The 22,351-nt window shown below is 67.2% G+C and carries 25 protein-coding genes and 1 riboswitch; of the genes, 12 read left to right on the top strand and 13 right to left on the bottom strand.

All coding sequences use genetic code 11. From position 1 onward, the window contains the following. The first annotated feature begins 85 nt into the window (after positions 1-85). Positions 86-778, top strand: a complete 693-nt coding sequence (locus ACX80W_RS00445; protein WP_459279412.1) for an SDR family oxidoreductase — start codon at positions 86-88, stop codon at positions 776-778. Between the two features lie 65 nt (positions 779-843). Here the strand turns inward: ACX80W_RS00445 and ACX80W_RS00440 are convergent, their stop codons facing one another. From ACX80W_RS00440 to ACX80W_RS00415, 6 genes are all read right to left on the bottom strand, one after another. Then, positions 844-1,341 carry an SRPBCC family protein gene (locus ACX80W_RS00440; RefSeq protein WP_459279410.1) on the bottom strand — a complete coding sequence of 166 codons (498 nt, stop codon included), beginning with the start codon at positions 1,339-1,341 and terminating at the stop codon, positions 844-846. A gap of 4 nt (positions 1,342-1,345) precedes the next feature. Further along, positions 1,346-1,684 carry an ArsR/SmtB family transcription factor gene (locus ACX80W_RS00435; protein ID WP_459279408.1) on the bottom strand — a complete coding sequence of 113 codons (339 nt, stop codon included), beginning with the start codon at positions 1,682-1,684 and terminating at the stop codon, positions 1,346-1,348. 11 nt (positions 1,685-1,695) lie between these two features. Continuing rightward, positions 1,696-2,445 carry a YqjF family protein gene (locus ACX80W_RS00430; RefSeq protein ID WP_459279406.1) on the bottom strand — a complete coding sequence of 250 codons (750 nt, stop codon included), beginning with the start codon at positions 2,443-2,445 and terminating at the stop codon, positions 1,696-1,698. Between the two features lie 128 nt (positions 2,446-2,573). Beyond that, a complete protein-coding gene (locus ACX80W_RS00425) occupies positions 2,574-2,765 on the bottom strand; it encodes a hypothetical protein (protein ID WP_459279404.1) in 192 nt (63 codons plus the stop codon). A gap of 126 nt (positions 2,766-2,891) precedes the next feature. Next, the gene (locus ACX80W_RS00420; protein ID WP_459280170.1) at positions 2,892-3,956 is read right to left on the bottom strand and encodes a spore photoproduct lyase family protein; all 1,065 of its coding nucleotides are present in this window, start codon (positions 3,954-3,956) and stop codon (positions 2,892-2,894) included. A 116-nt stretch (positions 3,957-4,072) separates the two neighbouring features. Further along, a complete protein-coding gene (locus ACX80W_RS00415; RefSeq protein WP_459279402.1) occupies positions 4,073-4,717 on the bottom strand; it encodes a uracil-DNA glycosylase family protein in 645 nt (214 codons plus the stop codon). 289 nt (positions 4,718-5,006) lie between these two features. On the opposite strand from ACX80W_RS00415, the gene ACX80W_RS00410 reads away from it, so the two are divergent. After that, complete coding sequence (locus ACX80W_RS00410; protein ID WP_459279400.1) at positions 5,007-5,624, top strand: ABATE domain-containing protein; 618 nt, start codon at positions 5,007-5,009, stop codon at positions 5,622-5,624. A 19-nt stretch (positions 5,625-5,643) separates the two neighbouring features. On the opposite strand, the gene ACX80W_RS00405 is transcribed toward ACX80W_RS00410, so the two are convergent. From ACX80W_RS00405 to ACX80W_RS00375, 7 genes are read right to left on the bottom strand one after another with little or no spacing between them, the layout of a single operon-like run. After that, positions 5,644-6,642 carry a sugar kinase gene (locus ACX80W_RS00405; RefSeq protein WP_459279398.1) on the bottom strand — a complete coding sequence of 333 codons (999 nt, stop codon included), beginning with the start codon at positions 6,640-6,642 and terminating at the stop codon, positions 5,644-5,646. Continuing rightward, complete coding sequence (locus ACX80W_RS00400) at positions 6,639-7,322, bottom strand: bifunctional 4-hydroxy-2-oxoglutarate aldolase/2-dehydro-3-deoxy-phosphogluconate aldolase (RefSeq protein WP_459279396.1); 684 nt, start codon at positions 7,320-7,322, stop codon at positions 6,639-6,641. The genes ACX80W_RS00405 and ACX80W_RS00400 overlap by 4 nt, the downstream gene beginning before the upstream one ends. Further along, positions 7,319-8,074, bottom strand: coding sequence for an SDR family oxidoreductase (locus ACX80W_RS00395; RefSeq protein WP_459279394.1), 756 nt, complete (start codon positions 8,072-8,074; stop codon positions 7,319-7,321). The genes ACX80W_RS00400 and ACX80W_RS00395 overlap by 4 nt, the downstream gene beginning before the upstream one ends. Then, a complete protein-coding gene (locus ACX80W_RS00390) occupies positions 8,067-9,122 on the bottom strand; it encodes a zinc-dependent alcohol dehydrogenase (protein ID WP_459279392.1) in 1,056 nt (351 codons plus the stop codon). Before ACX80W_RS00390 ends, ACX80W_RS00395 begins: the two co-directional genes overlap by 8 nt. Further along, on the bottom strand, positions 9,119-10,093 hold the full coding sequence (locus ACX80W_RS00385; RefSeq protein ID WP_459279390.1) for a C-terminal binding protein: 975 nt from the start codon (positions 10,091-10,093) through the stop codon (positions 9,119-9,121). The genes ACX80W_RS00390 and ACX80W_RS00385 overlap by 4 nt, the downstream gene beginning before the upstream one ends. 1 nt (position 10,094) lies before the next feature. After that, complete coding sequence (locus tag ACX80W_RS00380; RefSeq protein WP_459279388.1) at positions 10,095-11,450, bottom strand: MFS transporter; 1,356 nt, start codon at positions 11,448-11,450, stop codon at positions 10,095-10,097. After that, positions 11,447-12,535: a mandelate racemase/muconate lactonizing enzyme family protein gene (locus ACX80W_RS00375; RefSeq protein WP_459279386.1), complete on the bottom strand. Its 1,089-nt coding sequence runs from the start codon at positions 12,533-12,535 to the stop codon at positions 11,447-11,449. Before ACX80W_RS00375 ends, ACX80W_RS00380 begins: the two co-directional genes overlap by 4 nt. A gap of 176 nt (positions 12,536-12,711) precedes the next feature. Between ACX80W_RS00375 and ACX80W_RS00370 the strand changes: the two genes are divergently transcribed. The 10 genes from ACX80W_RS00370 to ACX80W_RS00325 all read left to right on the top strand — a co-directional run bounded on the left by ACX80W_RS00370 (position 12,712) and on the right by ACX80W_RS00325 (position 22,351). Beyond that, complete coding sequence (locus tag ACX80W_RS00370; protein ID WP_459279385.1) at positions 12,712-13,785, top strand: LacI family DNA-binding transcriptional regulator; 1,074 nt, start codon at positions 12,712-12,714, stop codon at positions 13,783-13,785. 81 nt (positions 13,786-13,866) lie between these two features. Next, positions 13,867-14,439, top strand: coding sequence for a dihydrofolate reductase family protein (locus ACX80W_RS00365; protein ID WP_459279383.1), 573 nt, complete (start codon positions 13,867-13,869; stop codon positions 14,437-14,439). A gap of 154 nt (positions 14,440-14,593) precedes the next feature. Beyond that, positions 14,594-14,668: riboswitch (cyclic di-GMP riboswitch) on the top strand. Between the two features lie 15 nt (positions 14,669-14,683). Beyond that, complete coding sequence (locus tag ACX80W_RS00360; RefSeq protein WP_459279381.1) at positions 14,684-15,964, top strand: glycoside hydrolase family 26 protein; 1,281 nt, start codon at positions 14,684-14,686, stop codon at positions 15,962-15,964. Positions 15,965-16,234: 270 nt separating this feature from the next. After that, a complete protein-coding gene (locus tag ACX80W_RS00355; RefSeq protein WP_459279379.1) occupies positions 16,235-16,444 on the top strand; it encodes a Flp family type IVb pilin in 210 nt (69 codons plus the stop codon). A 92-nt stretch (positions 16,445-16,536) separates the two neighbouring features. Continuing rightward, positions 16,537-16,923: a TadE/TadG family type IV pilus assembly protein gene (locus ACX80W_RS00350; protein WP_459279378.1), complete on the top strand. Its 387-nt coding sequence runs from the start codon at positions 16,537-16,539 to the stop codon at positions 16,921-16,923. Positions 16,924-16,931: 8 nt separating this feature from the next. Beyond that, positions 16,932-17,966: a Tad domain-containing protein gene (locus ACX80W_RS00345; RefSeq protein ID WP_459279376.1), complete on the top strand. Its 1,035-nt coding sequence runs from the start codon at positions 16,932-16,934 to the stop codon at positions 17,964-17,966. Between the two features lie 23 nt (positions 17,967-17,989). Further along, a complete protein-coding gene (locus ACX80W_RS00340; RefSeq protein WP_459279374.1) occupies positions 17,990-18,703 on the top strand; it encodes a Flp pilus assembly protein CpaB in 714 nt (237 codons plus the stop codon). Then, positions 18,700-19,893, top strand: a complete 1,194-nt coding sequence (locus ACX80W_RS00335) for a CpaE/TadZ family protein (protein WP_459279372.1) — start codon at positions 18,700-18,702, stop codon at positions 19,891-19,893. The genes ACX80W_RS00340 and ACX80W_RS00335 overlap by 4 nt, the downstream gene beginning before the upstream one ends. Then, positions 19,893-21,413 carry a TadA family conjugal transfer-associated ATPase gene (locus tag ACX80W_RS00330; protein ID WP_459279370.1) on the top strand — a complete coding sequence of 507 codons (1,521 nt, stop codon included), beginning with the start codon at positions 19,893-19,895 and terminating at the stop codon, positions 21,411-21,413. Before ACX80W_RS00335 ends, ACX80W_RS00330 begins: the two co-directional genes overlap by 1 nt. An 8-nt stretch (positions 21,414-21,421) precedes the next feature. Further along, positions 21,422-22,351 carry a type II secretion system F family protein gene (locus tag ACX80W_RS00325; RefSeq protein WP_459279368.1) on the top strand — a complete coding sequence of 310 codons (930 nt, stop codon included), beginning with the start codon at positions 21,422-21,424 and terminating at the stop codon, positions 22,349-22,351.

The raw sequence follows: 22,351 nt of genomic DNA, 5'->3' as shown, positions 1-22,351 counted from the left end.
GGAATAGGTGCAATTATGGTATCCCCGGCTCGGAAGGAAGGATCCGGCGCCCGGCAGGTTGGCGCCGGATTGTTATTGTGGCTCCATGACCGAACTTCCCGTCGCCCTCGTTACGGGGGCTTCCCGCGGCATTGGCCGTGCCATCGCCGTCGAACTCGCCCCAACCCACCACCTCCTGCTGGGCGGGCGCGACGCCGGCGCCCTGGCGGAACTGGCTGCCGGTCTTCCCTCCGCCGGCGTTTTCGCCGCGGACCTCCAGAGTCCCGCGGAGGTGGAGCGGGCCTGCGCCGCCGTCGGACGGCTCGACCTGCTCGTCCACTCGGCGGGCGTCCTGCGGGTGGGCGCCGTCGCGGACCTGCCCGACGACGCGTGGCGGGAGAGTTTCGAGGTCAACCTGTTCGCCGTGGTCGATCTGACCCGCCGGCTCCTTCCGGCCCTGCGGGCCTCACGGGGACAGGTGATCGCCATCAACTCGGGCTCCGGTTACGCCTCGGGGGCGGGATCGGCCGCCTACAGCGGGACGAAGTTCGCCCTGCGCGCCTTCACCGACGCCCTGCGCGAGGAGGAGCGCCCCCACGGGGTCCGGGTCAGTTCGATCCACCCGGGCCGGGTGGCCACGGACATGCAGGAGGAACTTCACCGTTTCGAGGGCAAGGCCTACTCCCCCGAGGCCTGGATCCAGCCCGAGTCGGTGGCCAAGGCCGTGCGGCTCGCCGCCGACGCCTCCCGGGAAGCGGCCATCGAGACGCTGAGCATCCGCCCGTCCGGAATGGCCTAGACCCGGCGCGTAGGCAGCCCTGCCGCCTCCGGCCGCCCTGGCGGGCCACCGGAGGCGGGAGCGCCTCAGGTGCGCGCGGGCTCGTCCAGCAGGGCGTCGATCTGGCCCATTGCCTCCCGGACCCCCTCCTCCATACCCATCTCCAGCATCTGCTGCAGCTGTTCGGCGCCCTCGAAGGAGGTCACCGTGGTCATCCGGGTACGGCCCTCGACGGACTCAAGGGTCATGACGCTGTGGGTCTCCCCCATCTTGGTGTCGGGCTCTCCGTGCTCATCGGCGAAGCCGTCGTCGTATTCAAGCCGCCGGGGCGCCTCGATCGCGGTGATCCGCCACCAGCCGTGGAACTTGTCGCCCTCCGGCCCGGTCATGTAGTAGCTGGCACCGCCGCCGGGAACGAACGCGTACCGCTCGAACGTCGCCGGATAGGTGGGCGGGCCCCACCAGCGTTCGAGTTGGCGCGGGTCCTCCCAGACCTGCCACACCCGCTCCACGCCGGCGTCGAACTCGGCGACAAAGGTGAGGCTCAGTGCCTCCGGGTCCTGGTGCGAACTGATGAACGTCATGGGACTACTCCTTTTCCTCAGCGAGAATGTCAGCGATCCGGTCAACACGCTGCCGCCAGATCAGCTCGTACTCATCGAGCAGTTGCCGTGCCCTCCGCACACCTTCAAGATCCGGCCGCACGATCTGCTCCCTTCCGCGCTTCTCCTTCGTGACGAGGGAGGCACGTTCCAACACCGCTACGTGCTTCTGCACCGCGGCGAAACTCATGGCGTAGTGGGCCGCCAACCCGGACACCGAGTACTCCCCGCTGATGACCCGAGACAGGATGTCGCGGCGGGTCGTATCGGCGAACGCCTGGAAGAGGCGGTCCAGCTGTGCGTCGTCAACCTGATCTACAACCATTTGGTTGTAACTTAGTCCGGCGGCAGGCCCCCGTCAAGGGTTTTTTCCGCGGCATGGACCGCCGGGTCCCCCGGTGCGGCGGGGGCAGGGACCCCGGGCCTGCCGAACTGCGTCTGGACCCCCGGGGAATAGAGCACCGACTCCGGTGGTCCGGACACCGCGAAGCCTGCCGCGGCGACCAGGGAATCCTGGAGGTGCGCCGTCTCCGCCCGGAAGAGCGGCCAGGGCTGGTGCGTATTGGGGATGTACAGGGTGCGCCCGCCGAGCGCCGTGTGCAGCCCGTACCGCGCGGTCAACTCCAGCGACACTGAATCACCGACGGCGGCGGACCGGTCGGGCCGCACGGAAAACGAGGAGGACGCCCCGCCGCGCCGACGCCGGACGTCGTAGCCGAAGCGCTCCGCCCCCGGCGGGCCCGCTCCCCCGGTCGGGCGGCAGCGGGACCAGACATAGTTAATCCCGGCGGCGCGGGCGGCCAGCACGACGGCCAGGCGGGAGGCATCGAGGGTGACGAAGACGACGCCGCGCACCCCGTCGGGTCCCCGTGAATACAGGCGGACATTGATTTCGGTGAAGGTTCCAAGATAGGGAACGGGCCTGTCCTGCCCCAGTCCCGCCCCGACCATGCGGAAGCCGATCAGTCCAACCCAGGCCGAGCCGTCGATCTCGTCCACGTCGACCCCCGCCGGCAGATAGCGGGCCGCAGTGGCGGCCGGAATCCGCCAGTGGAGGAAGACCGCGTCGAGCCAGGATTGGTCCATGATGATCGGCCACGGCAGCACCGGCGGATGCGGCCAGCCATCGCCGGCTCCGGGGCGTCCGGCACCTCTCCCCCCGCGTGCCACCCGCCCGCCGTCCCCGGTCACTTCCCGGCTGCCGCCTGTCCGTCTCAGGTGGGTGGAGGGGGTGTCCGCCGGGTCGCCCTTGCCCGGTTGGTCAGGCTCTGCATGGCCTGGTGGCGCCGCGCCGAAAGGTCGCGCAGCAGCTTGTTCGACTCGGGGTTCCGCAGTGCCGTGGGCGAGGGTCGCTGGTACCTGCGCCGCCCAGGGGTTTCGGAGCCGCCGGACTCGGGCCGGATCATCGTGGAAACGTCCTCTCCCTGAAAATGCCCACCGCGCCGCGCCAGTCGGCCGTTGCGGGGTGAATCGATTGTAGGGCCGGGGAGATACGCGGACAAGGAAAATCCCAACCGTCGTATTTGACCGGGCTAGAAGGCGTACCGGATGCGGCAGTACGGAAGGTGGCGCCCCATCAGCGCCCGGAAGTCGTCGAGGTAGCCGCGCTTTTCGGCGGCGGTGTACCGGACGTTGATGAATCCGTTCGACGAGCGTTTCTGCTCCTGGAGCTCGGGCCGCCACAGGATCTCCTCGGCGCGGGGGTGCCAGCCGAGGTTGACCTCGTGAAGCTGCTGGTTGTGGGTGAGGAAGATGACCTCCGCCGCGAGCTGCTCCTTGGCCTGCGGCGTGAGGACGGCGTCGATCTGTGCGAACAGCGAGCGCCACTCCTCCTGCCACCCGGGCGTGACGATCACCGGGGAGAAGTTGAGGTGAACCTCGTAACCGGCCTCCACGAAGTCGTTGACCGCGGCAAGGCGTTCGCCGATGGGCGAGGTGCGCACGTCGACGACCCGCGCCAGCCGCTCGGGCATGAGGGAGAACCGGACCCGGGTCCGGCCACGCGGGTCCCAGCCGAGCAGGTCCCGGTTGACGTATTTCGTGGCGAAGGACAGCTTGGCCGTCGGCAGGCTCCCGAAGAGCTCGACGAGGTCCCGGACGTTGTCGCTGACCATCGCGTCGACCGAACAGTCGCTGTTCTCGCCGATGTCGTAGACCCAGGCAGTGTCATCGCACTGGTTGGGCTCGAGCTTCATGCCCTGGCGCGCCACGTGGCGCTCGAGATAGCCGCTGATCTGCTCGATGTTCGCAAAGACCGTGATGGGGTTGCTGTAGCCCTTGTGCCGGGGGACGTAGCAGTAGGCGCAGGCCATCGCGCAGCCGTTCGCCGTGGAGGGCGCAATGAAGTCGGCGGAGCGCCCGTTGGGCTTGGCGGTCAGCGACTTCTTGACGCCCACGACGAGCGCCTCGGTCTTGATCCGCACCCAGCGCCGGACGTTCGCCTCGTCGCCGCTGAGTTCGGGGATACGCCAGTGGCTCGCCACTTCGACCACCTCGGCCTCCGGCCAGCGTGCCAGCACCTGCCGGCCCCGGGGAAGCGCCGCGGCCTCCGGCTCGATGTAGATACGGCTGACCTGGAGGAGTTTGCTCGCCTCAATCATGAATGCCTGGCTCCGCTTCGTGGGGGAATTCCACGCTACCGCGGCGCACCGACACTTTGGCGCCCGACCAGGCGGCGGTGGGCCGGGCGACGAAGGGCCCGGCCCGCCGCGGATCAGATCGTCTGGCGCACCCGGATCCCGGCGCGGCCCATGGCATCGGTGTAGGCCGCATGGATTTCCCGAAGCCAGATCTCCTGGTTCGCCGGCGTGCCCTTGAAGGCGCGCTCGCTGGTGGAGCGCACCTCGTAGATCTTGAAGCCGCGCTTGTAGATGGCCCGGTTCTCCAGCTTCATCAGCCGGCGGGCGGCCTTGTGGGCGTCGGCTCCGTGGGCGATCAGGGCCGAGGCGCGCGGAACCTGCTGGAGGAAGCTCAGGAGCGGTTTCACACCATCGGCGATCTGGTCCATCGACAGCGCCCGCTCCTTGCCCTCCTCGAGGAACCACGGATGGGCGTTCCACGGCATGACCTGCTCGGGGCGCAGGCCGGCCGACTCGTAGATCTCGGCGATCCGCACCGAGGCGGGGTCGTCGTTCTCGAAAGAGACGAAGCCCGAGGGCAGCGATGACCCCGGGCTCGAGAAAAGACTGACGATCTTGCAGCCATCGACGTCGTGCACCGGGTCGATGTACGGAACGGTCGACCCGGGCTTGAGGGCCCCGAGCGAATCGCACAGCCGGTTCACATCTTCGATGTTGGGGTCGTAGCGCCGCTCCCATTGCTGGGCCTGATAGGTGGGGTCCGCCATACGTTGTGCCAATTCAACCTCCTAGCGGACATCGCCTGGAGTGGCACAAACTTGTCCGCAGATCTCCAGTTTACGCCGCAGGGCGCTTCGGCCCGGCGCGGAGGCCATATTTCCCGTCCCTGCGGGGTGCAGGAGGGCCCCCGGCCGCGCCCGGAGGGGAAACGGCGGCGGCGTGTCGGGCCGGACACGCCGCAGGTGTTCCTCCGGGGCCGCGGACTCGCTTTCAGTGCGGCCCGACGCAGCGCGGGAACGGGCGGGCCCTGCCATCCTCACGCTTGCAGATTGCTGATATCATGAGAACATGCCTCTCACGTACGAGGGTGGAGCTCCGGTCATTGGGGACTCCCCGGCCCTGGATCTCGCGAACACCTCCTTCGCCGTGCGCGGCAAGCACCGCGAAGGCCTCTCCTCCCCCGGTGACGTGGCCGCCTGGATCCTCGAGGTGGCTCCACGCCTCGGCGGGATCGAACTTCCCCCCGGCGAGCTCGCCGAGGCGGGCGAGGGCGACCTCGCACTCTTCCTGGACCTGCGGGCCGCCGTGCGGACCCTCGCGTCGGATCTCACCAGGGGGCTCAGCCCGGACGGCGGCCCGGTCGCGGCGCTGAACCGCGCGGCCGCACTGGCACCGGCGTCGCCGGTGCTGGCCCTCTCCGCGCAGGGCGCGTTGACCAGGTCCGCCCGGGCCCGCAACACGGCACCGCGGGCGGCGCTGTCCGCCCTCGCCCGCGACGCCGTCGACCTGTTCTCCGGTGAGCGGCTGAACCAGCTGCGCGACTGCCGGGCGCCAGGATGTTCCCTGTTCTTCCTCAAGGACCACCCCCGCAGGGAATGGTGCACGCCGGCCTGCGGAATGCGCGTCCGGGCCTCCCGCGCCTACTACAAGCGCACGCACGGAAAAGAACTGCCCCAGGACCGGTAAGGGCCCCCAAACCACGGCGTCAGCGCGTGACCGGCTCGGTGGCCTCGAGCAGGCCGAGTTCCCTGCGCCGCGGCATCCCTTCCCAGTCGCCGGGGACGAGGCACGCGAAGGCGCCGGTGCGCACCGCCGTGAGCAGGCACTCCGGGGTCGTCAGCCCGAGCAGCCGTTCGGCGAGGTAGCCGGCGACGAAGGCATCACCGGCACCGACCGTGTCCAGGGACTGCACGGGAACCGCGGACTGCTCGAAGTACGCGCCGTCCACCAGGGCCGCGCACCCCTGGGCCCCGCGCTTCACCACGACCTGCGACGGGCCAAGCTCCCCGAGCCGCCCGGCGAGTTCCCTTGGGCTCTCCGCCGGGCCGACGAGCAGGGCTGCTTCGTCGTCGCCGGCGAAGAGGATGTCGGCCCGGGCCGCCAGCCGCCGGAGCACCGGCGAGGCGGCGTCGGCGTTCCACAGGGCACTCCGGTAGTTGACGTCGAAGGAGACCAGGGTGCCCGAGTCCCGCGCCGTCCGCACCGCGAGGTCGACGGCGGCGGCGGCCGACTCCGACAGGGCCGGGGTGATGCCCGTGATGTGGAGGAGCCGGGCCGTGCGGATCTCGTCGAGGGGGATGTCCGCGGGGCCGAGCCGGGAACCGGCGCTGCCGGCGCGGTAGTACCAGACCTTCTGGGTGTGCTGGGTGCGCCGCTCCTTGATCATCAGCCCCGTTGGCGCCTCCGGGTCGCGGATGGCGCGCACCGCGAGGCCCTCGGCACGCAGTTCGCGGGCGACGAGGTCACCGAGGCTGTCTGCGCCCACCCGGCCGAACCAGGACACCGGAGTACCGAGCCGGGCCAGGGCGATGGCGACATTACTCTCGGCCCCGCCGATGCCCAGGCCGAGTTCGGAGGCGTGGGCCAGCGGACCAGGGGTCTGCGCCCGCATGAGCGCCATGGTCTCACCGAAGGTAACGACGCCGCCCGGGGCGGCGGATCCGGGGGTACCGGAGGAGCCGGGCGCACCCGCAGCCCCGGTCATTTGCCTGCTCCGCCAGCTTCGGCACGCCGGGACCGCTCCACCAGGCCGCAGACTTCCCGCGCCCGCTGGGTCAGGCCCTCCGGGGTCCCACCGGCGAAGGCGTCCTGCAGCAGCGGACCGCCCAGGCTGACCGCCAGCGCACCGGCTGCGATCCACCCGGGCACATCGGCGATGCCGATGCCCCCGCTGGGGATGACCTGCATGCCGGGAAAGGGGCCGCGCAGCTGCCCGATATAGCCAGGGCCCACCGTGGAGGCCGGGAACAGCTTGACCGCCGTCGCCCCCGCGTTCCAGCCCGCGAGAAGTTCGGTGGGGGTGAGGCCTCCGGGGTAGACCGGGATTCCCCGCTCCACGCACAGGCGCACCGTTGGCAGGTCCATCACCGGCGTGACGATGTAGGCGGCACCGGCGTCGATGGCCTGCTGCGCCTGCCCGGCCGCGGTGACGGTGCCGATGCCGATTTCGGCTGCGCTCCCGAAGCGTTCGAGCAGCCGTGGAAGTTCGTCGAGCGCGCCGGGGGTGCTGAGGGTGAGCTCGATCGAGGTGACCCCTCCGGCGAGGAGCGCTTCGACCACCGGGGCGTATTGGTCGGCGTGGCCGGCCCGGAGCACCGCGACCACGGGGTTGCGGAGCAGGCCCGGCCCGGCCGGGGGACGCTGTACTGAAGAGGGAGCGGTCATCGGCCCAGCCACCCCCCGTCGATGGGAAGGATCGTGCCGTGGATGTAGTCGGCGGCACGCGAGGCAAGGAACACGACTCCTCCTGTCAGGTCATCCGGTTCCCCCCAGCGGCCGGCGGGGATGCGCTCGAGGATCTGCGCCGAGCGTTGCCCATCGGCCAGGAGGGCCTCATTCATGTCGGTGGCGAAGTAGCCGGGGGCGACGGCGTTGACGTTGACGCCCCGGCCCGCCCACTCGTTACTCAGCGCCTTGGTCAGCTGCCCCACGGCGCCCTTCGAGGCCGCGTAGGCCGGCACCCGGAACCCGCCCTGGAAGGTGAGCATCGAGGCGAGGTTCACGATCTTCCCCTCCCCCCGCTCAAGCATCGGGGCGCCGAACCCCTGGCACAACTGGAAGACGGCGCGGGTGTTGACCTGCATCACGGTGTCGAAATCCGCCAGCGGGAACTCGACGGCGTCGTGCCGGATCTGCGTGCCCGCGTTGTTCACCAGGATGTGCACCTCGGAGGCCGCCAGTGCGGCGGTGATCGCCTCGACGATGGAGTCCTCGCTCGTCAGGTCCACCGGGATGGAGCGGATGGTGCGGCCCAGCCGTCCGGCGGTCTCCTCAAGCTCTGCCGAGACGGCACTGCGCTGGAGGGCGAGAACGTCGGCGCCTGCCTCGAGCAGGGCCCGGGCCGTGGCCTGGCCGATGCCGCGGGAGGCGCCGGTGATGGCGGCGGTGCGCCCGGTGAGGTCGAAGGGGCTAGACATGGGCCGCCCCGCTCTCTTCCGCGCCCGAGGCGACAAGGACCTTCAGCACCCCGCTGGCCGACATGGCCTTCGTGAAGGCCTCGGGCACCGCGTCGAGCGGGAAGACCTCGAGAGGCATCCCGCTCAGCTGCAGCACGTCGGTTTCAAGCAGCCCGACGGCCCGTTCCATGTCCTGGCGGGTATAGACGCGCACCCCGATGAGCTTCTGCTCGGAGAAGGTGATGCCCTGGAGGTCGAGCTTCGCCGGTTCCTTGTAGACCCCGACGAGCACGATGGTTCCCTGCACCCGTGCGGACCCCGAGAGGGCGGCGGCGACGGAGGGGTGGGCGGCGGAGTCGAAGACGATGTCGGCGCCGGTGTTCCCGGTCCGGGAGCGCACCGTCTCCACCGGGTCCTCGCCCGGTGCGACGGCGGCGAAGCCGAACCGTTCGGCCGCCGCACGGCGGTGTTCACTCGGCTCGATCAGGAACACCTCGGCGGCGCCGGCCTCCCGGGCGACAAGGGCGGTGAGCAGCCCGATGGGGCCGGCCCCGAAGACGGCCACCCGTTCCCCTCCGGCCAGCCCGGAGCGGGCGACGGCGTGCACCGCAACGGCAAGGGGCTCCGCGAGGGCCGCCTGCCGGGCGGGAACCCCGGGATCGACGGGCAGCAGCGCCGAGGCCGGAAGGGCGATGTACTCCGCGAGCGAGCCGGGGGCGTCGATGCCGTAAAGGTTCAGGTTCGAGCACACGTGGGGGTTTCCGTTGGTGCAGGGCCCGCAGGTGCCGCAGGTGATCAGGGGCTCGACGACCACCCGGGTGCCCTCGGCCGGGCCTCCCGGTGCCGCAACGGCGACCGTTCCGGTGATCTCGTGGCCCATGATCAGTGGCGTCCGGGCCCGCGGGTGGGTGCCGTGGTGGATGGAGAAGTCGGTGCCGCACAGGCCCGTGTACTCGACCTTGATCAGCGCCCAGCCGTCGGGCACCTCGGGCAGGGGAACCTGCTGCACCGCGACCGTGTCCGGCGCGGTGAGCACGGCGGCCTTCATTGTCGAACTTGACGTGGTCATGAGAGCACTTTCGGATTGAGGATGTTGCGGGGGGTGGTTCCGGAGCAGACGTCGAGCACGTTCTCCAAGGTCCTGCTCTTCAACTCACCATAGGACTCTTCGCTGTACCAGGCAGCGTGGGGCGTCAGCACCGCGTTCCCGAGCGCGAGGAGCGGGTGGCCCTCCGGCAGCGGCTCCTGTTCGAAGACGTCGAGACCGGCCCCGGCGAGCTGTCCGGATTCGAGGGCGGCGACGACCGCCGCGGTGTCCACCACGCCGCCCCTGCAGGTGTTGACCAGCACGGCGCCGGGCTTCATTGCGGCGAGGGTGCCGGCGTTGATGAGGTGGCGCGTCTCGGCGGTCAGCGGCACGTGGAGGGAGACGACGTCGGCGCGGGCGAGGAGGCCCTCGAACCCGACCACCTCGACGCCGTCGGCGGTGACCGAGCCCGGGGCCAGACGCGGTTCGTAGCCGATCACCGTGTACCCGATGCCGCGCGCCTTGCGGGCCGTGGCCGACCCGATCAGCCCGAGGCCGACGATGCCGAAGACCCGGGTGGCCGTCCGGTGCAGCGGCCGCACCGGAGCCAGGCTGTGTCCGCCGGCGCGCATCCCCCGGTCGAGCTGGGTCAGCCCGCGGGCCAGGGTCAGGGCCAGCGCGATCGCGTGGTCGCTGACGTCTTCGGTGCCGTAGTCGGGGACGTTGCAGACGGCGACGCCGCGGGCCGTGGCGGCCTCGACGTCCACCGTGTCCACGCCCACCCCGTACCGCCCGATGGCGCGAAGCCCCGGGAGGGCGTCGAGGACACGGGCGGTGATCGGGGCGTACTGCACGAGGATCCCATCGGCGCCGGAGGCCGCCGCGATGACGTCGTCTTCGGTGCGGCAGGCGGCGAGGGTGAGGTCGGCGCCGCGGCCGCGGGCGAGCTCCTCCTCGATGGAGATGGAGTCGTGGTCGCAGTCGGTGATGACGATTTTCAATGGGTCGGTCATTTCATGCCTCCGCGGGGGTTGCAGGTGCCGCGGCGCCGCGGAGTACCGCCGGGGGCGCCTTGACGATCACCAGGGCGAGCGCGCCGATGAGGGCCAGGGCCGCGGCGAGGGTGAAGGCCCCGGTCCAGGACCCGAGGTCCTGGATCAGGAAGCCCGTGACGATGGGCGCGATGACCCCGGCCATGTTGGCGCAGAAGTGGACGAAGCCGGTGACCCCGCCGAGCCGGGCCGGGTGGACGGCGTCGCGGACGATGGCGAAGAACTGGACGTTGGCCAGGTAGAGCAGGAACAGGACGACGGCGAACAGGCTGACGGCGAAGGCCAGCGAGTTCACTGTGGCCAGCGGGATGCACAGGGCGCCGCTGACCGCGAGGAACAGCGCGGTGGCCCATTTGCGCACCGTCAGCGGCACGGCGGCCCTGCTGGCGAGACGGTCGGAAAGCACCCCGCCCAGGGCCGTGCCCACGGCGCCGGCCACCCAGGGAAGCGACCCCGCCCAGGCGAGTTCCTTGAGGTCGATGCCCTGGGTCTGCACCAGGTACGTCGGGTACCAGGACAGGAACATGAACAGCATCCAGCTGAAGCCGAAGAACGCGAGCGCGTTGGCGATGACGGCCGGCTGCCGGAGGTAGTAGGAGAGCCGGGGGACGTCCTCCAGGGAGACGTCGTCGACGGGGGTGCTGTCCGAGGAGATCAGCGCGAGCTCCTCGGCGGTGATCCGGGGGTGCTGTTCCGGCCGATCGCGGACGATCCAGTACCAGGCGGCGGCAATGACCAGGCCGATGCCGCCGAGCACGAGGAAGGGCACCCGCCAGTTGTTGTTCGACCAGATCAGCAGCCCGGTCACCACCGGCACCCCGAGGGCCGCACCGAGCGGGTTCGCAGCGAAGGTCAGGCCCATGGCGGTGGCATATTCACGCCGGGGGAACCAGTTGCCCATGGTGCGCGCCGTCGTCGCCCCCTGCGGGCCCTCCCCGAGCCCGAAGAGAAGACGCTGCAGGAAGAAGGTGAAGAAGTTGAAGCAGAACGCGGCGAGCGCCGTGGCGAGGGACCACCAGATGGCGGCGATGGCCATGACCCTGCGGGAGCCGTACTTGTCCGCGAGCGCCCCGCCCGCGAAGCACGCCGGGGCGTAGGTGAAGGCGAACGCTCCGAGGATCAGCCCCATGGTGCTGGTGCTGAAGCCGAACTCGTTGATGATCAGCGGTGCCGCGACGCCGAGGGCCGCCCGGTCTCCGTAGTTCAGCAGCAGGACGGTCGCGTTCGATCCCATAATCTGCCAGCGCATGCCCCGTACGGGCTTCCGGAACCGGCCCGGACTCAGGGGCTGGGGGGCGGGGGCCTGTGCGACCGTCATGCACGCACTCCCTCGAGGGCCGCGAAATCGAGATCGACGCCGTGCCCGGGCAGTTCCGGGGCGACGGCGAAGCCGTCCTCGATGCGCAGGGGTGCCGCAAGGTAGGCGTCGAGCCCGAATCCGTGGGCCTCCATATAGGTGCGGTTGGGGGCCGCCGCCAGGGCATGCACGGTGAGGTCGTGGACGCCGTGGGAGGTGACCGGGAGGTTGTGCGCCTCGGCAAGGGCGCTGATCTTCCGGAAGGTGGTGTAGCCGCCGCAGTTGCTGACGTCCGGTTCGGGGAACGTGACGGCGCCGGCGGTGATGGCCTGCTGGAATTCGTAGAGGGTGTGGAGGTTCTCCCCGGCGGCGATGGGCTGGCGGCCCTCACGCACGATGCGCGCGTAACCGGCGAAATCGTCGGGGATGGTCGGTTCCTCGATCCAGACGAGGTTGAACTCCGCGAGGGCGTGGGCGGCGCGGATCGACTCATCGACGCTCCACTTCATGTTCGCGTCGACCATCAGGGGGAAGTCCTCACCGAGGTGTTCCCGCATCCGGGCGACGCGGGCCACGTCCTCGCGCAGCCGGGGGCGCCCGACCTTCATCTTGATGGCACGGAAACCATGCTCCTGGTAGCCGTCGGCCTGGGCGAGCAGTTCCTCGATCGGCAGCTGCAGGTCGATCCCGCCGGCGTACACGGGCACCTTGGGGTCGAATCCGCCGAACAGGCGCCACAGCGGCTGCTGGGCCTTCTTGCCCTTGAGGTCCCACAGGGCGATATCGATGGCCGAGATGGCCGAGGTCACGTGGCCGCCGCGGCCCGCGTAGTGCAGGGCCCACCACATCTGCTGCCAGAGGGATTCGATGCGGTCGGCATCCTGGCCGTGCAGCAGGGGTGCGAGGTAGCGCTCGATCATGACCGCCACCGCCGCTCCGCCGTGGTTGACCGTGTAGGTGTAGCCGAGGCCCACGGCCCCGTCGCTGTCGGTCACCCGCACGGTGATGAGTTCGAAATCCAGCATCACTCCGTGCATGCTGTCGGTCAGCGTCTGCTGCAGGGGGATCCGGTAGAGGTCCGTCTGCATCGTCTCGACTTTGGCCATGGTCACTCCTTGGGGCATGGTGCCTGTGGTGGCCGGCCGTCCGGAAAGGTCGGTCCGCCGTTTAGAAAACCGGTTTTCTCCGGCGGCGTCCACCCTACGGCGAATCCCGGATGAGGTCAACATCACACTCGCCGCTGTGGCAGAATCGAACTGCCGCATGGTCCAAGGGAGGTTCAGTGCGCGACTTCGCCGACACTCCGCACCACCCGAAACAACGTTCCCGCCTCATCGACGTGGCCAAGCATGCCGGTGTCACCAAGTCCGTGGTCTCCCGGGTCCTGAACAACGACCCCACCCTCTCCATCCGGGAGGAGACCCGGACCCGGATCCTGGATGCGGTGCGGGACCTCGAATACCAGCCGCACACGGGGGCGCGCGCCCTGGCCGGGGCCAGCACCCGGGCCCTGGCGCTGCTCATTCCCGACCTCACCAACCCGGTCTACTCCCGCATCACCCGCGGCGCCGTCCAGCAGGCGCGGGTCCGTGGCTTCGCCATGCTGCTCGCCGAGGACTCCGCCGACTTCGGGGTCGATCGGCAGTTCGCCGACCTCGTGGCCAGCCACCGCGTGGACGGGCTGCTGATCGCCTCGGCGCGCCCCAACCATCCCCTCCTGGGCATGCTGCCCGATTCGCAGATTCCGCACGTCTTCGTCAACCGCGTCGTCCCCGGGTCCGGGCGCAACATCTCGCTGCAGATCGAGGCGGCCAGCCGCGCCGCCCTCGACCACCTGCTCGCCCTCGGACACCGGCGGATCGGGCATGTCTCGGGGCCCGAGCAGCTCGCGCCGACGATCAGCAGGCGGGCCGGGCTGCTGGGCGCCGCGCTGACGGCCGGAATCCCGGAGCCCTTCATCGAATCGGGTGAGTTCAACGAACAGGGAGGCTTCGCCGCGGCCACCCTGTTGCTGGCCAACCACCCCGACATGACGGCGATCTACGCGAGCACGCTAAACCAGGCGATCGGCGTCCTCTCCGCCGTCCACGCCGCGGGGCTCCGCGTGCCCGAGGACCTCTCCGTCATCTCCTATGACGACCTGCCGCTCGCCGGTTTCCTCCACCCCCCGCTGACCGCCATCGCCATGCCGCTGATGGAACTCGGACAGGCCGCCGTGGACGCGCTCTGCGCCCAGCTTGAGGGAGCCCCGCCCGAGGATGTGATGGTACCCGGCGGCCCCGAGGTGGTGGTGCGCGGCTCAACCGGGCCCCCGCCGCCGGGAACGCGGATCGGCCGCGCCGGAACCCTGTCTTAAAGCGGTTCCCTCCTCCGGCGGCCCTCCCCCGGCCCCCGTCAGGCGTTAGTCTTAGCGCACCGGACCGAAGGGACCAGACCCATGACGAAGACGATCTATCGAACCGCCTCCTCCCTTAACGGATTCCTCGCCGACGGGGAGGGTTCCATGGACTGGCTTTTCGCTGTGGACCAGCCCGAGCCCTACCACCAGGGGCACTTCATGGACGGCATCAAGGTCCTGGTACAAGGCTCCAAGACCTACGAGTGGATGCTTGAGGTCGAAGGCGTCCTCGAGCGCCCCGGACGGTGGCGCGAGTTCTACGGGAACCGTCCCGCGTTCGTCTTCACCAACCGGGACCTTCCCCGGCCGGAGGGCGCCGACGTGCGTTTCGTCTGCGGAGAGCCCGGCGGGGTCTATCCGCAGCTCGTCGAGGCCGCGGCCGACCAGGACATCTGGCTGATGGGCGGCGGCGAGCTGGCCGGTCAGTTCTTCGACGCCGACCTCCTTGACGAGGTGCAGGTCGCCATCGCCCCGGTCACCCTCGAGGCCGGGGCTCCGCTGCTGCCGCGCTTCATCCAGTCCGACCGGCTCAGCCTGCGCAGCGCGGAACAGCTGGCGCAGTTCGCCCACCTCACCTACGAAGTCACCCGCTGGGACCCAAACTCCCGCTAGGCCCCCGGTGGTGCCCGGGCCCGACCGGGATCCGCCGGGCAATTCCTGTGCCTTTCCTGCGGAAAACCTTCTGGTATCCCAGCACCGGGAGCGAAAGAATTGGGGAAGCGGCACAGCAGCGCACCCGCCCTCCGGCGGCAGCTGCGCCACCGCTTACCGACAAGGGCAAAACCGGTGCGAGCCGGCGACGCAAAGCCACGGGGCCTCCATGGTCAGCCGGGCTTCCGAACAGCAAAGGCTTCCCATGCAAGGCATTCCCCCGGGCACCCCCATGCCTTTTCTCCACCGGATGACGGCGCGCCTGTTGCGCGCCGCCCTCAACCTCTGCGTTGCCGCTGTCGTGGCCGCGCTGGGGCTCGGCGTGCTCCAGCCGGTGCACGCTGCCACGGCGGCCATCACGCTGAGTGCGTCAAGCGGACCGGCCGGGACCCTTCTCACCGTCTCCGGGACCGGTTTTCCCAAGAAGACGAAGGGTACGCTCACGGCCGGCACCACCGCCGTGCCCTTCACCTCCAGCACGTCGGGCTCCTTTACCGCCGACGTCGTCATCCCGGACGCCGGCAGCCCCGTGCGGGTCGAGGCCCGGGCGGGGGCGGCGGTCGCGTGGGCGCCCTTCACCCTCACCTATGCCCCGCCTCCCGGGCCGGCTCCCGTCCCCGGCATCAGCGCCGCTCCGCTGCGCTTCGGGGCCGGAACCCCGGGCGGGCCGATGGCGGCAGGTGAGCTTGATGCGGTGGCCGTACTCGCCGGTGAGGCGCCGTCGGTCGTCCTCTCCTACAAGGACTTCGCCCAGGCCCCTCCGCTGGCCGAGCTCGACGCGGTCCGCTCCCGCGGCGCGGTGACCCTGCTGACCTGGGAGCCCTGGCTCTGGGGCGGCGGCACCACCCAGCCGGCCTACTCCCTGGACCGCATCGCCGCCGGTGACTTCGACCCGTACCTGCGGCAGTGGGGCTCAGCCCTGGCGCAGTGGGGCCACCCCGTGATGCTGCGCTTCGGCCATGAGATGAACGGCAACTGGTACCCCTGGGCGGAAGGGGTCAACGGCAACGGGCCGGGCGACTACGCGGCGGCGTGGCGGCACGTGCACGACGTCGTCACCTCCACCGGCGCCGCCAATATCTCCTGGGTGTGGAACCCGAACGTCCCGTACTGGGGGTCGACGCCGCTGGAGCAGCTCTACCCGGGAGCCGGGTACGTCGATGCCGTCGCGCTCGACGGCTACAACTGGGGCACCTCCGCCTCGTGGAGCACCTGGGTGGAGCCCGATGCCCTGTTCGGAGAAGGACTCGCGGAGCTGCGCCGGCTCGCTCCGGGGAAGCAGATCCTGATCGCCGAGACCGCATCGGCCGAGGCCGGCGGCTCGAAGTCCGCCTGGAACACGTCCCTGGTGCGCTACCTCGCGGCCCAGCCCGACGTCACCGCTCTGGTCTGGTTCCACTACGCCAAGGAAACCGACTGGCGAATCAACAGCAGTGCGGGCTCCGCGGCGGCGCTGGCCCAGGCGCTCGCGGCACGGCCGCGGTGAGCACGGCAGCAGAAAAGGACCTGACGCCGCGCCCTGCAGAAGGATGACGCACCTATGTCACAGGATTCACCTCTGGTCAGCAAACAACACGGCGCATCGAGTGTGATGAAACGCAGTTTTAACACAGGAAACGGCTTAAAATCGAAGGCTTAACGCAGTATTCAGAATTTTTGTGGTACGGGAGTGATTCGCTTGTTAGATTTCTCCTGTGGCCGGAGCGATCCAGTCACCCTGGTACCGTCAGCCACCTTCACTTTTTCAGGAGTATCCATGCTTTATCTCGCAGCCTCGCTTCAGACCCTCGGCTTCAACCTCAAGAACCGCCTCTCCCGCGAGGAGACCGGCGCGACCGCCGTTGAATACGGCATCATGGTCGGCCTCATCGCCGTCGTGATCATTGCCGCAGTGATCCTGCTCGGCGGCAAGCTGAACAGCATGTTCACAATCATCAACAACAAGCTCATCGTTCCCGCGACCTAAACCAACAATGCTTCAGGACTTAGTGGCGAAGGAACTCTGCCTTCGCCACTAAGTGCTTTCCTGATCACTCCGGAACAAGGTCAAGGAATCAGATGAAGAGGAAAAATGAACGAGGAGCGGTAGCGGTGGAGTTTGCCATCATCCTGCCGGTCCTCGTTCTGATCCTTATGGGGATAGTGGAGTACGGCAGAGCCTACAACGTCCAAATCTCCCTCACGCAGGCCGCCCGAGAAGGGGTCCGGGTCATGGCAATCACCAACGATCCTTTGGCCGCGAAGACATCGGCCAAGAACGCCGCAAACGCGTCCGCATTCTTCAACCCCGGCGTTGGTGATTCAAACATCCTCCCAAGCCCGACCTGCACCGGTGTACCAGGGCAAAAGGTCACTGTCACCGTCAAGTACACCCTCACCACGCTTACAGGTATCGCCGGTCCGTTTGCGATGTCAGGAAAAGCGGTCATGCTGTGTGGCGGCTGAGATCCCGGATGCACGATGAACGAGGCGGGGCGAGCGTACTCCTCGCGCTATTGCTGGTCACGCTGCTGGGATTCGCGGCCCTCGTGGTCGATGTCGGCATCATGTATTCCGAGCGCGCCCAACTTCAAAACAGCGCCGACGCCGCAGCACTCGGTATAGCGCAGAAGTGCGCCAAAAACGTCACCGATCCCTTGTGCTCGCAAGCGTCAGGAACGGTTGCAAACTCCCTCGCTGACGATCTCACCAACGACAATGCGAGTGACGGGCGCAGCAACGTGCAGTCGGTAATGGTTGACACATCAGCCCGCAAGGTGACTGTGACAACCGGGGCAGAAGAGATTGGGGGGCCTCCGAACACGGTCTCCCTGGCGTTCGCCAATATTTTCGGCATCTCCTCGGCGGAAGTCGGCGCCCGTTCCAGCGTCACCTGGGGAAGCCCAAAGAGCGGTCCAATTGCCTTCCCCATCGCCGTCTCACGCTGCGAGGTGGACGGCCACGTCGGTGGAGGTCTTCAACTCCTCCAGAACCACGGGCCCAGCTATACCGGCCCGGACAGCTGCCCGGGGTCCTCTGGGTCGGGGTCCGTCATCCCCGGCGGTTTCGCGTGGCTTCCACAAAGCAGCGGCTCGTGCGGGGCTATGATCACCATCAATACGACGAACACTGGTACGGCCGGCAGCGCACCCGGAAACTCCGCACCCGCCAATTGTGATGGCGTCTTCACCAAGTGGGAGAACGACATCCTTGCAGGGAACCCGCCAGTGGTCTTTCTCCCGGTTTTTAAGTCCGTATCCGGCACGGGCAACAATGGAAGCTATGTCCTGGAGAGTTTCGCTGCCTTTAAGGTCGCCGGCTGGAAATTTACCGGCAACGAGGAGTTCCACAACGAGTTCCCCGATGTCCCAGCCGCGGTTGCGTGCAGCGACAATGGTTGTTTCGGCATCATCGGCGAATTCGTCAAATACGTTTCACTTGCCGAGGGCTACACTCTAGGTCCCACGGACCCTCATGGGGCCACGATCATCAAGATGACAATCGATTAGGAACCTTAGTGAAGTCTCGTTTGGTGGGCGGAACCGTCGCCGTACTCCTAGCCTTGATCGGCGTATTCCTCGTCTACACGTATGCACAAAGTGCCAACGTGCGTGCGATGCAAAATCTAGAACCTACTGAGGTGCTGGTAGTACGGGACAAAGTGTCTGCTGGAACGACGGTTGAGGACCTCGCAAAACTTGTCGAGGTGGAATCCCAGCCGTCAGGAGTGGTTGCGGAAAGCGCTGTGGAAAACCTGCAGGATTTCTCGGGTATGGTCACCGCCGTCGAGCTGGTTCCGGGCGAGCAACTCTTGGAGGAGCGCCTTGTCGACCCTGAAGAATTACAGACGCCAGGCTCAGTCCCCGTGCCAGCAGGGCTCCAAGAGGTCACCTTCCTGCTTGAACCGCAGCGGGTGGTGGGCGGCAGAGTGACGGCGGGGGACACCATCGGGCTTTTCGCGTCCTTCGAAGGGGAGGACCCTCAGCCTTCACTAACGCAGCGGGTCTTTCATAAGGTACTAGTCACCGGCGTACAGAGGGCCGAAACGACACCGGAAGCATCCCAAGAGGCTGACCCCGAGGCGCTGCCCGAAGGTTCCATGATGGTCACCGTAGCTGTCAATGACGTAGATGCAGCCCGAATTATCTTTGCGAGTGAGTTTGGCAGGATCTGGCTGACCAAGGAACCGGCCGAAGCAACTGAGAGCGCTCCAACCCCGATCCGCAGGGCGGAGGTCTTCCCATGAGCCGGTTCGTATTGATAACGCCCAACACCGCGTTTGATCAACTTGTCCGCACCGCCATAGCGGGAGGGATTCAGGGCGGAGTCCAGACCTTTCTCTCATCTGCACTTCCCCTCGACCCACACCAGCTTTTCGCCCAGTTGCCGCATCCTCCCGAAGTCCTGATCCTCGGACCGGACGTTGCCATCGAAGACTCGCTGCGGCTCGCAATGATATTTGACGTGCAGTTCCCTGAAATCAGCGTTATCCTTGCGGGCCACCACGACCCCGAACTCGTAGTCCATGCAATGCGTGCGGGTATTCGTGACGTTGTCGACCCGACGTCAGATCCTGCGCAGATTCGTGTCGTTCTGGAGCGCGCTTGTCAGGCGTTCGCGACTCGGCAGCGCACGTACAGGCAGGAACCGGAGTCGCCCCGGGACCGGGGGATGGTCATCGGAGTCTTTTCCCCAAAGGGCGGAGTCGGCAAGACGACTGTGGCAACGAACATCGCGGTTGGGCTTGGAAAAATCGCCCCCATGAGTGTGGTGATTGTCGATTTAGATCTCCAATTCGGTGACGTTGCCTCCGGGTTGTACCTTGAGGCCGAACACACAGTCCTGGACGCAGTTTCGGCGTCGGCCAGCGGTGACACACTGGTCCTCAAAGCGTTCCTTACAGTCCATCCGGCAGGCATCTACGCATTGTGCGCCCCAAAGAATCCAGCGGAAGCCGACGACGTCAGCGCCAGTCAGGTTACCCATCTCCTGGACCAACTCGCGGAAACCTTCCAGTACGTCGTGGTGGATACGGCGCCCGGGCTACTCGAACTCGGTTTAGCGGCCATGGAAAGATGCACGGATGTCGTTTGGGTCACCGGTATGGATATTCCGAGTGTCCGCGGCCTCCGAAGTGGCCTCGACGTCTTGAAGCAACTTGATATTTTGCCGGAGTCCCGCCACGTGGTGCTCAATATGGCCGATTCGAAGTCGGGTCTGTCTGTGCAGGATGTCGAGGCGACGATCGGCGCCCCGGTGGATGTATCGATCCCCCGCTCGCGGGCCATCGCCTACTCCACCAACCGGGGCGTTCCCGTATTGCAGGACGGGAAAAGAGACCGCGCTGTGAAGAGTATGAATCAACTGGTCGAGCGGTTCAATCCGCTGTGGCGCGCCAAGACCCAGAAAAAGACGCACCGAAGGGTGGTCGTGTGATGAATCTTTCCGAACGGCTTCTAGCTGCTCAGCGGGCATCCACGCCGGCAGGGCCTCCGCCTGATGCGTACGCGCGGCTCGCCGCCTCTCCTAGTGGCGCAGTTCCTCACGTAGGGCCCGCCCTGTCAGTGGCGGATGCACTGTCAGGTACGGAGTCGGCGACCGCAGCTCCTGCCCCGCCAGCTAGGAGTTTCCCCACCGTGCGCCCGGCCAAGGAGTCATCAGCCAAAGTCAGGGTCCAGCAACCCGTCGATGCACTGGCCGGGCTGAAACAACGTGCCGCGGTCGCCTTGTTCGAGCGCATGGGCGCCCGGTCCAACGATTCGGCCATTAGTGAGCAGGACTTGCGCGCGGCGGCGCGGGAGGAACTAACCAAAGTTATCGATGCCGAGCAGGTTCCTCTCTCTGCCGATGAGCGGACCCGGCTAATCCGGGATGTCGCGGATGACGTGCTCGGTTATGGCCCCCTCCAGCGGCTTCTCGACGACCCGGAAGTTACCGAAATAATGGTCAACCGGATGGACCAAATCTACGTTGAACGCAAAGGGAAGTTGGTCCTGACCGGATCGCGCTTCAGCTCGGAGGACCATCTGCGGAAAGTGATCGAACGCATCGTCTCCAGGGTCGGACGCCGCATCGACGAATCCTCCCCACTTGTCGACGCGCGGCTTGAGGATGGTTCCCGCGTGAACGCAGTCATTCCGCCCCTCGCCGTGGGGGGCTCATCGCTCACCATTCGTAAGTTCAGCAAGGTACCCCTGACCGTCCGAAACCTGATCGACTTCGGCACGCTCACTCCGGAGATGGCGGAACTGCTCAACGCGTGCGTTAAGGCGAAGCTGAACATCATTGTGTCGGGTGGAACAGGCACAGGAAAGACAACTCTGCTCAACGTGCTGTCTTCCTTCCTCCCGGATACGGACCGCATCGTTACGATCGAGGACGCCGTCGAACTTCAGATACAACAGGAACACGTCGTACGGCTCGAGAGCAGGCCCCCGAACACTGAGGGCAAGGGTGAGGTCACGATCCGTGAACTGCTGCGCAACTCACTGCGTATGCGCCCTGACCGAATTGTTGTGGGAGAGGTCCGTGGCGGCGAATCACTCGACATGCTGCAGGCCATGAACACCGGCCACGATGGGTCCCTGTCCACAGTGCACTCGAATTCCCCGCGTGACGCCGTGGCCCGCCTCGAAACCCTCGTCCTGATGGCCGGCATGGACCTCCCACTGCGCGCCATCCGGGAGCAGATCGCCTCCGCGGTGCACCTCATTATCCAAATTTCCCGCCTGCGCGACGGAACGCGCCGCATCACCCACGTCACGGAAGTCCAAGGTATGGAGGGGGATGTCGTCACCCTTCAAGACGCCTTCGTCTTCGACTTTGCCGCAGGCGTCGACGAACACGGCCGTTTCCGAGGGAAACCTATCTCGACTGGCATCCGGCCCCGCTTTATCGACCGTTTCGAGGACATGGGCATCCATGTTTCGCCGGCTGTCTTCGCCGGCGCCCGGTAGGAGTGCCCATGCTTCTCATCACCGGCGCGGCCCTTGTTGTGGCCGCCCTTTTACTCTTACTGACCCGGGTCCTCCAGCCACAACCGGAGGTTTCACTCGAGCGCAGGCGACCCTACCCAACGGAATCACAGTCGTACTTCGCCCGATTCGCAGGCTCTGCTGTCGGGAGTCTTGATCGTTATTTGTCTCAGCGCAACATCAGGCTCTACAACAGGGAAGCTCTCGAGAATGCAGGGATTCGATTGAGCCAAACCGACTTCGTGGTGCTTGTGTTTGCGGCGGCGGCCGTGGCGGCGGTTGTGGGCCTCGCGGTGGCGGGACCCGGCCTCGCAATCCTCTTCTTCTTGCTTACCCCAGCTATTGGGCAACTGATCGTCGTCCGGGCAACCAGTATGCGGCGCATCAAGTTCGACCAGCAGCTAGGTGACACCCTTCAACTCCTGACCGGTAGCCTACGCGCCGGGCATAGTATTCTTCGTGCAATTGATGCAGCAGCGGCTGAGTCGGCGGCCCCAACCTCGGAGGAGATGAGGCGGGTGATATCCGAGACCAGCCTCGGAAGGGATTTGCTCAGCTCCTTGAACGATACGGCTGCGCGGATGCACAGTGATGACTTCGTGTGGGTTTCGCAAGCGATTCAGATCAATCGCGAAGTCGGAGGAAACTTGGCCGAGGTATTGGACCAGGTAAACGAAACCATCCGAGAGAGGGGCGAGATCAAGGGCCAGATCAAGGCGCTTGCCGCCGAGGGGAAGTTCTCGGCGTATATTCTCATCACCATGCCTTTCGCGATAGTCGCGATGCTGATGCTCCTCAGCCCCGGCTACATGGCTCCGATGTTCTCCCACCCCCTCGGCTGGGTGCTGATTGCAGTCTCAGCCGTCTTGATGACGATTGGCAGTTTGTGGATGCGCAAGATCATTGATTTGAAGTTCTGA

Source organism: Arthrobacter melezitosi, assembly GCF_054511055.1.
The sequence above is the reverse complement of the archived record's forward strand: the minus strand, read 5'-3'. Positions and strand labels throughout refer to the sequence as shown.

Excerpts from the sequence above, each read along its gene's own strand:
- ACX80W_RS00445 (WP_459279412.1), top strand. The coding sequence starts at position 86 with ATGACCGAACTTCCCGTCGCCCTCGTTACGGGGGCTTCCCGCGGCATT.
- ACX80W_RS00440 (WP_459279410.1), bottom strand. The coding sequence starts at position 1,341 with ATGACGTTCATCAGTTCGCACCAGGACCCGGAGGCACTGAGCCTCACC.
- ACX80W_RS00435 (WP_459279408.1), bottom strand. The coding sequence starts at position 1,684 with ATGGTTGTAGATCAGGTTGACGACGCACAGCTGGACCGCCTCTTCCAG.
- ACX80W_RS00430 (WP_459279406.1), bottom strand. The coding sequence starts at position 2,445 with ATGGACCAATCCTGGCTCGACGCGGTCTTCCTCCACTGGCGGATTCCG.
- ACX80W_RS00425 (WP_459279404.1), bottom strand. The coding sequence starts at position 2,765 with ATGATCCGGCCCGAGTCCGGCGGCTCCGAAACCCCTGGGCGGCGCAGG.
- ACX80W_RS00410 (WP_459279400.1), top strand. The coding sequence starts at position 5,007 with ATGCCTCTCACGTACGAGGGTGGAGCTCCGGTCATTGGGGACTCCCCG.
- ACX80W_RS00405 (WP_459279398.1), bottom strand. The coding sequence starts at position 6,642 with ATGACCGGGGCTGCGGGTGCGCCCGGCTCCTCCGGTACCCCCGGATCC.
- ACX80W_RS00400 (WP_459279396.1), bottom strand. The coding sequence starts at position 7,322 with ATGACCGCTCCCTCTTCAGTACAGCGTCCCCCGGCCGGGCCGGGCCTG.
- ACX80W_RS00395 (WP_459279394.1), bottom strand. The coding sequence starts at position 8,074 with ATGTCTAGCCCCTTCGACCTCACCGGGCGCACCGCCGCCATCACCGGC.
- ACX80W_RS00390 (WP_459279392.1), bottom strand. The coding sequence starts at position 9,122 with ATGACCACGTCAAGTTCGACAATGAAGGCCGCCGTGCTCACCGCGCCG.
- ACX80W_RS00385 (WP_459279390.1), bottom strand. The coding sequence starts at position 10,093 with ATGACCGACCCATTGAAAATCGTCATCACCGACTGCGACCACGACTCC.
- ACX80W_RS00380 (WP_459279388.1), bottom strand. The coding sequence starts at position 11,450 with ATGACGGTCGCACAGGCCCCCGCCCCCCAGCCCCTGAGTCCGGGCCGG.
- ACX80W_RS00375 (WP_459279386.1), bottom strand. The coding sequence starts at position 12,535 with ATGGCCAAAGTCGAGACGATGCAGACGGACCTCTACCGGATCCCCCTG.
- ACX80W_RS00365 (WP_459279383.1), top strand. The coding sequence starts at position 13,867 with ATGACGAAGACGATCTATCGAACCGCCTCCTCCCTTAACGGATTCCTC.
- ACX80W_RS00360 (WP_459279381.1), top strand. The coding sequence starts at position 14,684 with ATGCAAGGCATTCCCCCGGGCACCCCCATGCCTTTTCTCCACCGGATG.
- ACX80W_RS00355 (WP_459279379.1), top strand. The coding sequence starts at position 16,235 with ATGCTTTATCTCGCAGCCTCGCTTCAGACCCTCGGCTTCAACCTCAAG.
- ACX80W_RS00350 (WP_459279378.1), top strand. The coding sequence starts at position 16,537 with ATGAAGAGGAAAAATGAACGAGGAGCGGTAGCGGTGGAGTTTGCCATC.
- ACX80W_RS00345 (WP_459279376.1), top strand. The coding sequence starts at position 16,932 with ATGCACGATGAACGAGGCGGGGCGAGCGTACTCCTCGCGCTATTGCTG.
- ACX80W_RS00335 (WP_459279372.1), top strand. The coding sequence starts at position 18,700 with ATGAGCCGGTTCGTATTGATAACGCCCAACACCGCGTTTGATCAACTT.
- ACX80W_RS00330 (WP_459279370.1), top strand. The coding sequence starts at position 19,893 with ATGAATCTTTCCGAACGGCTTCTAGCTGCTCAGCGGGCATCCACGCCG.
- ACX80W_RS00325 (WP_459279368.1), top strand. The coding sequence starts at position 21,422 with ATGCTTCTCATCACCGGCGCGGCCCTTGTTGTGGCCGCCCTTTTACTC.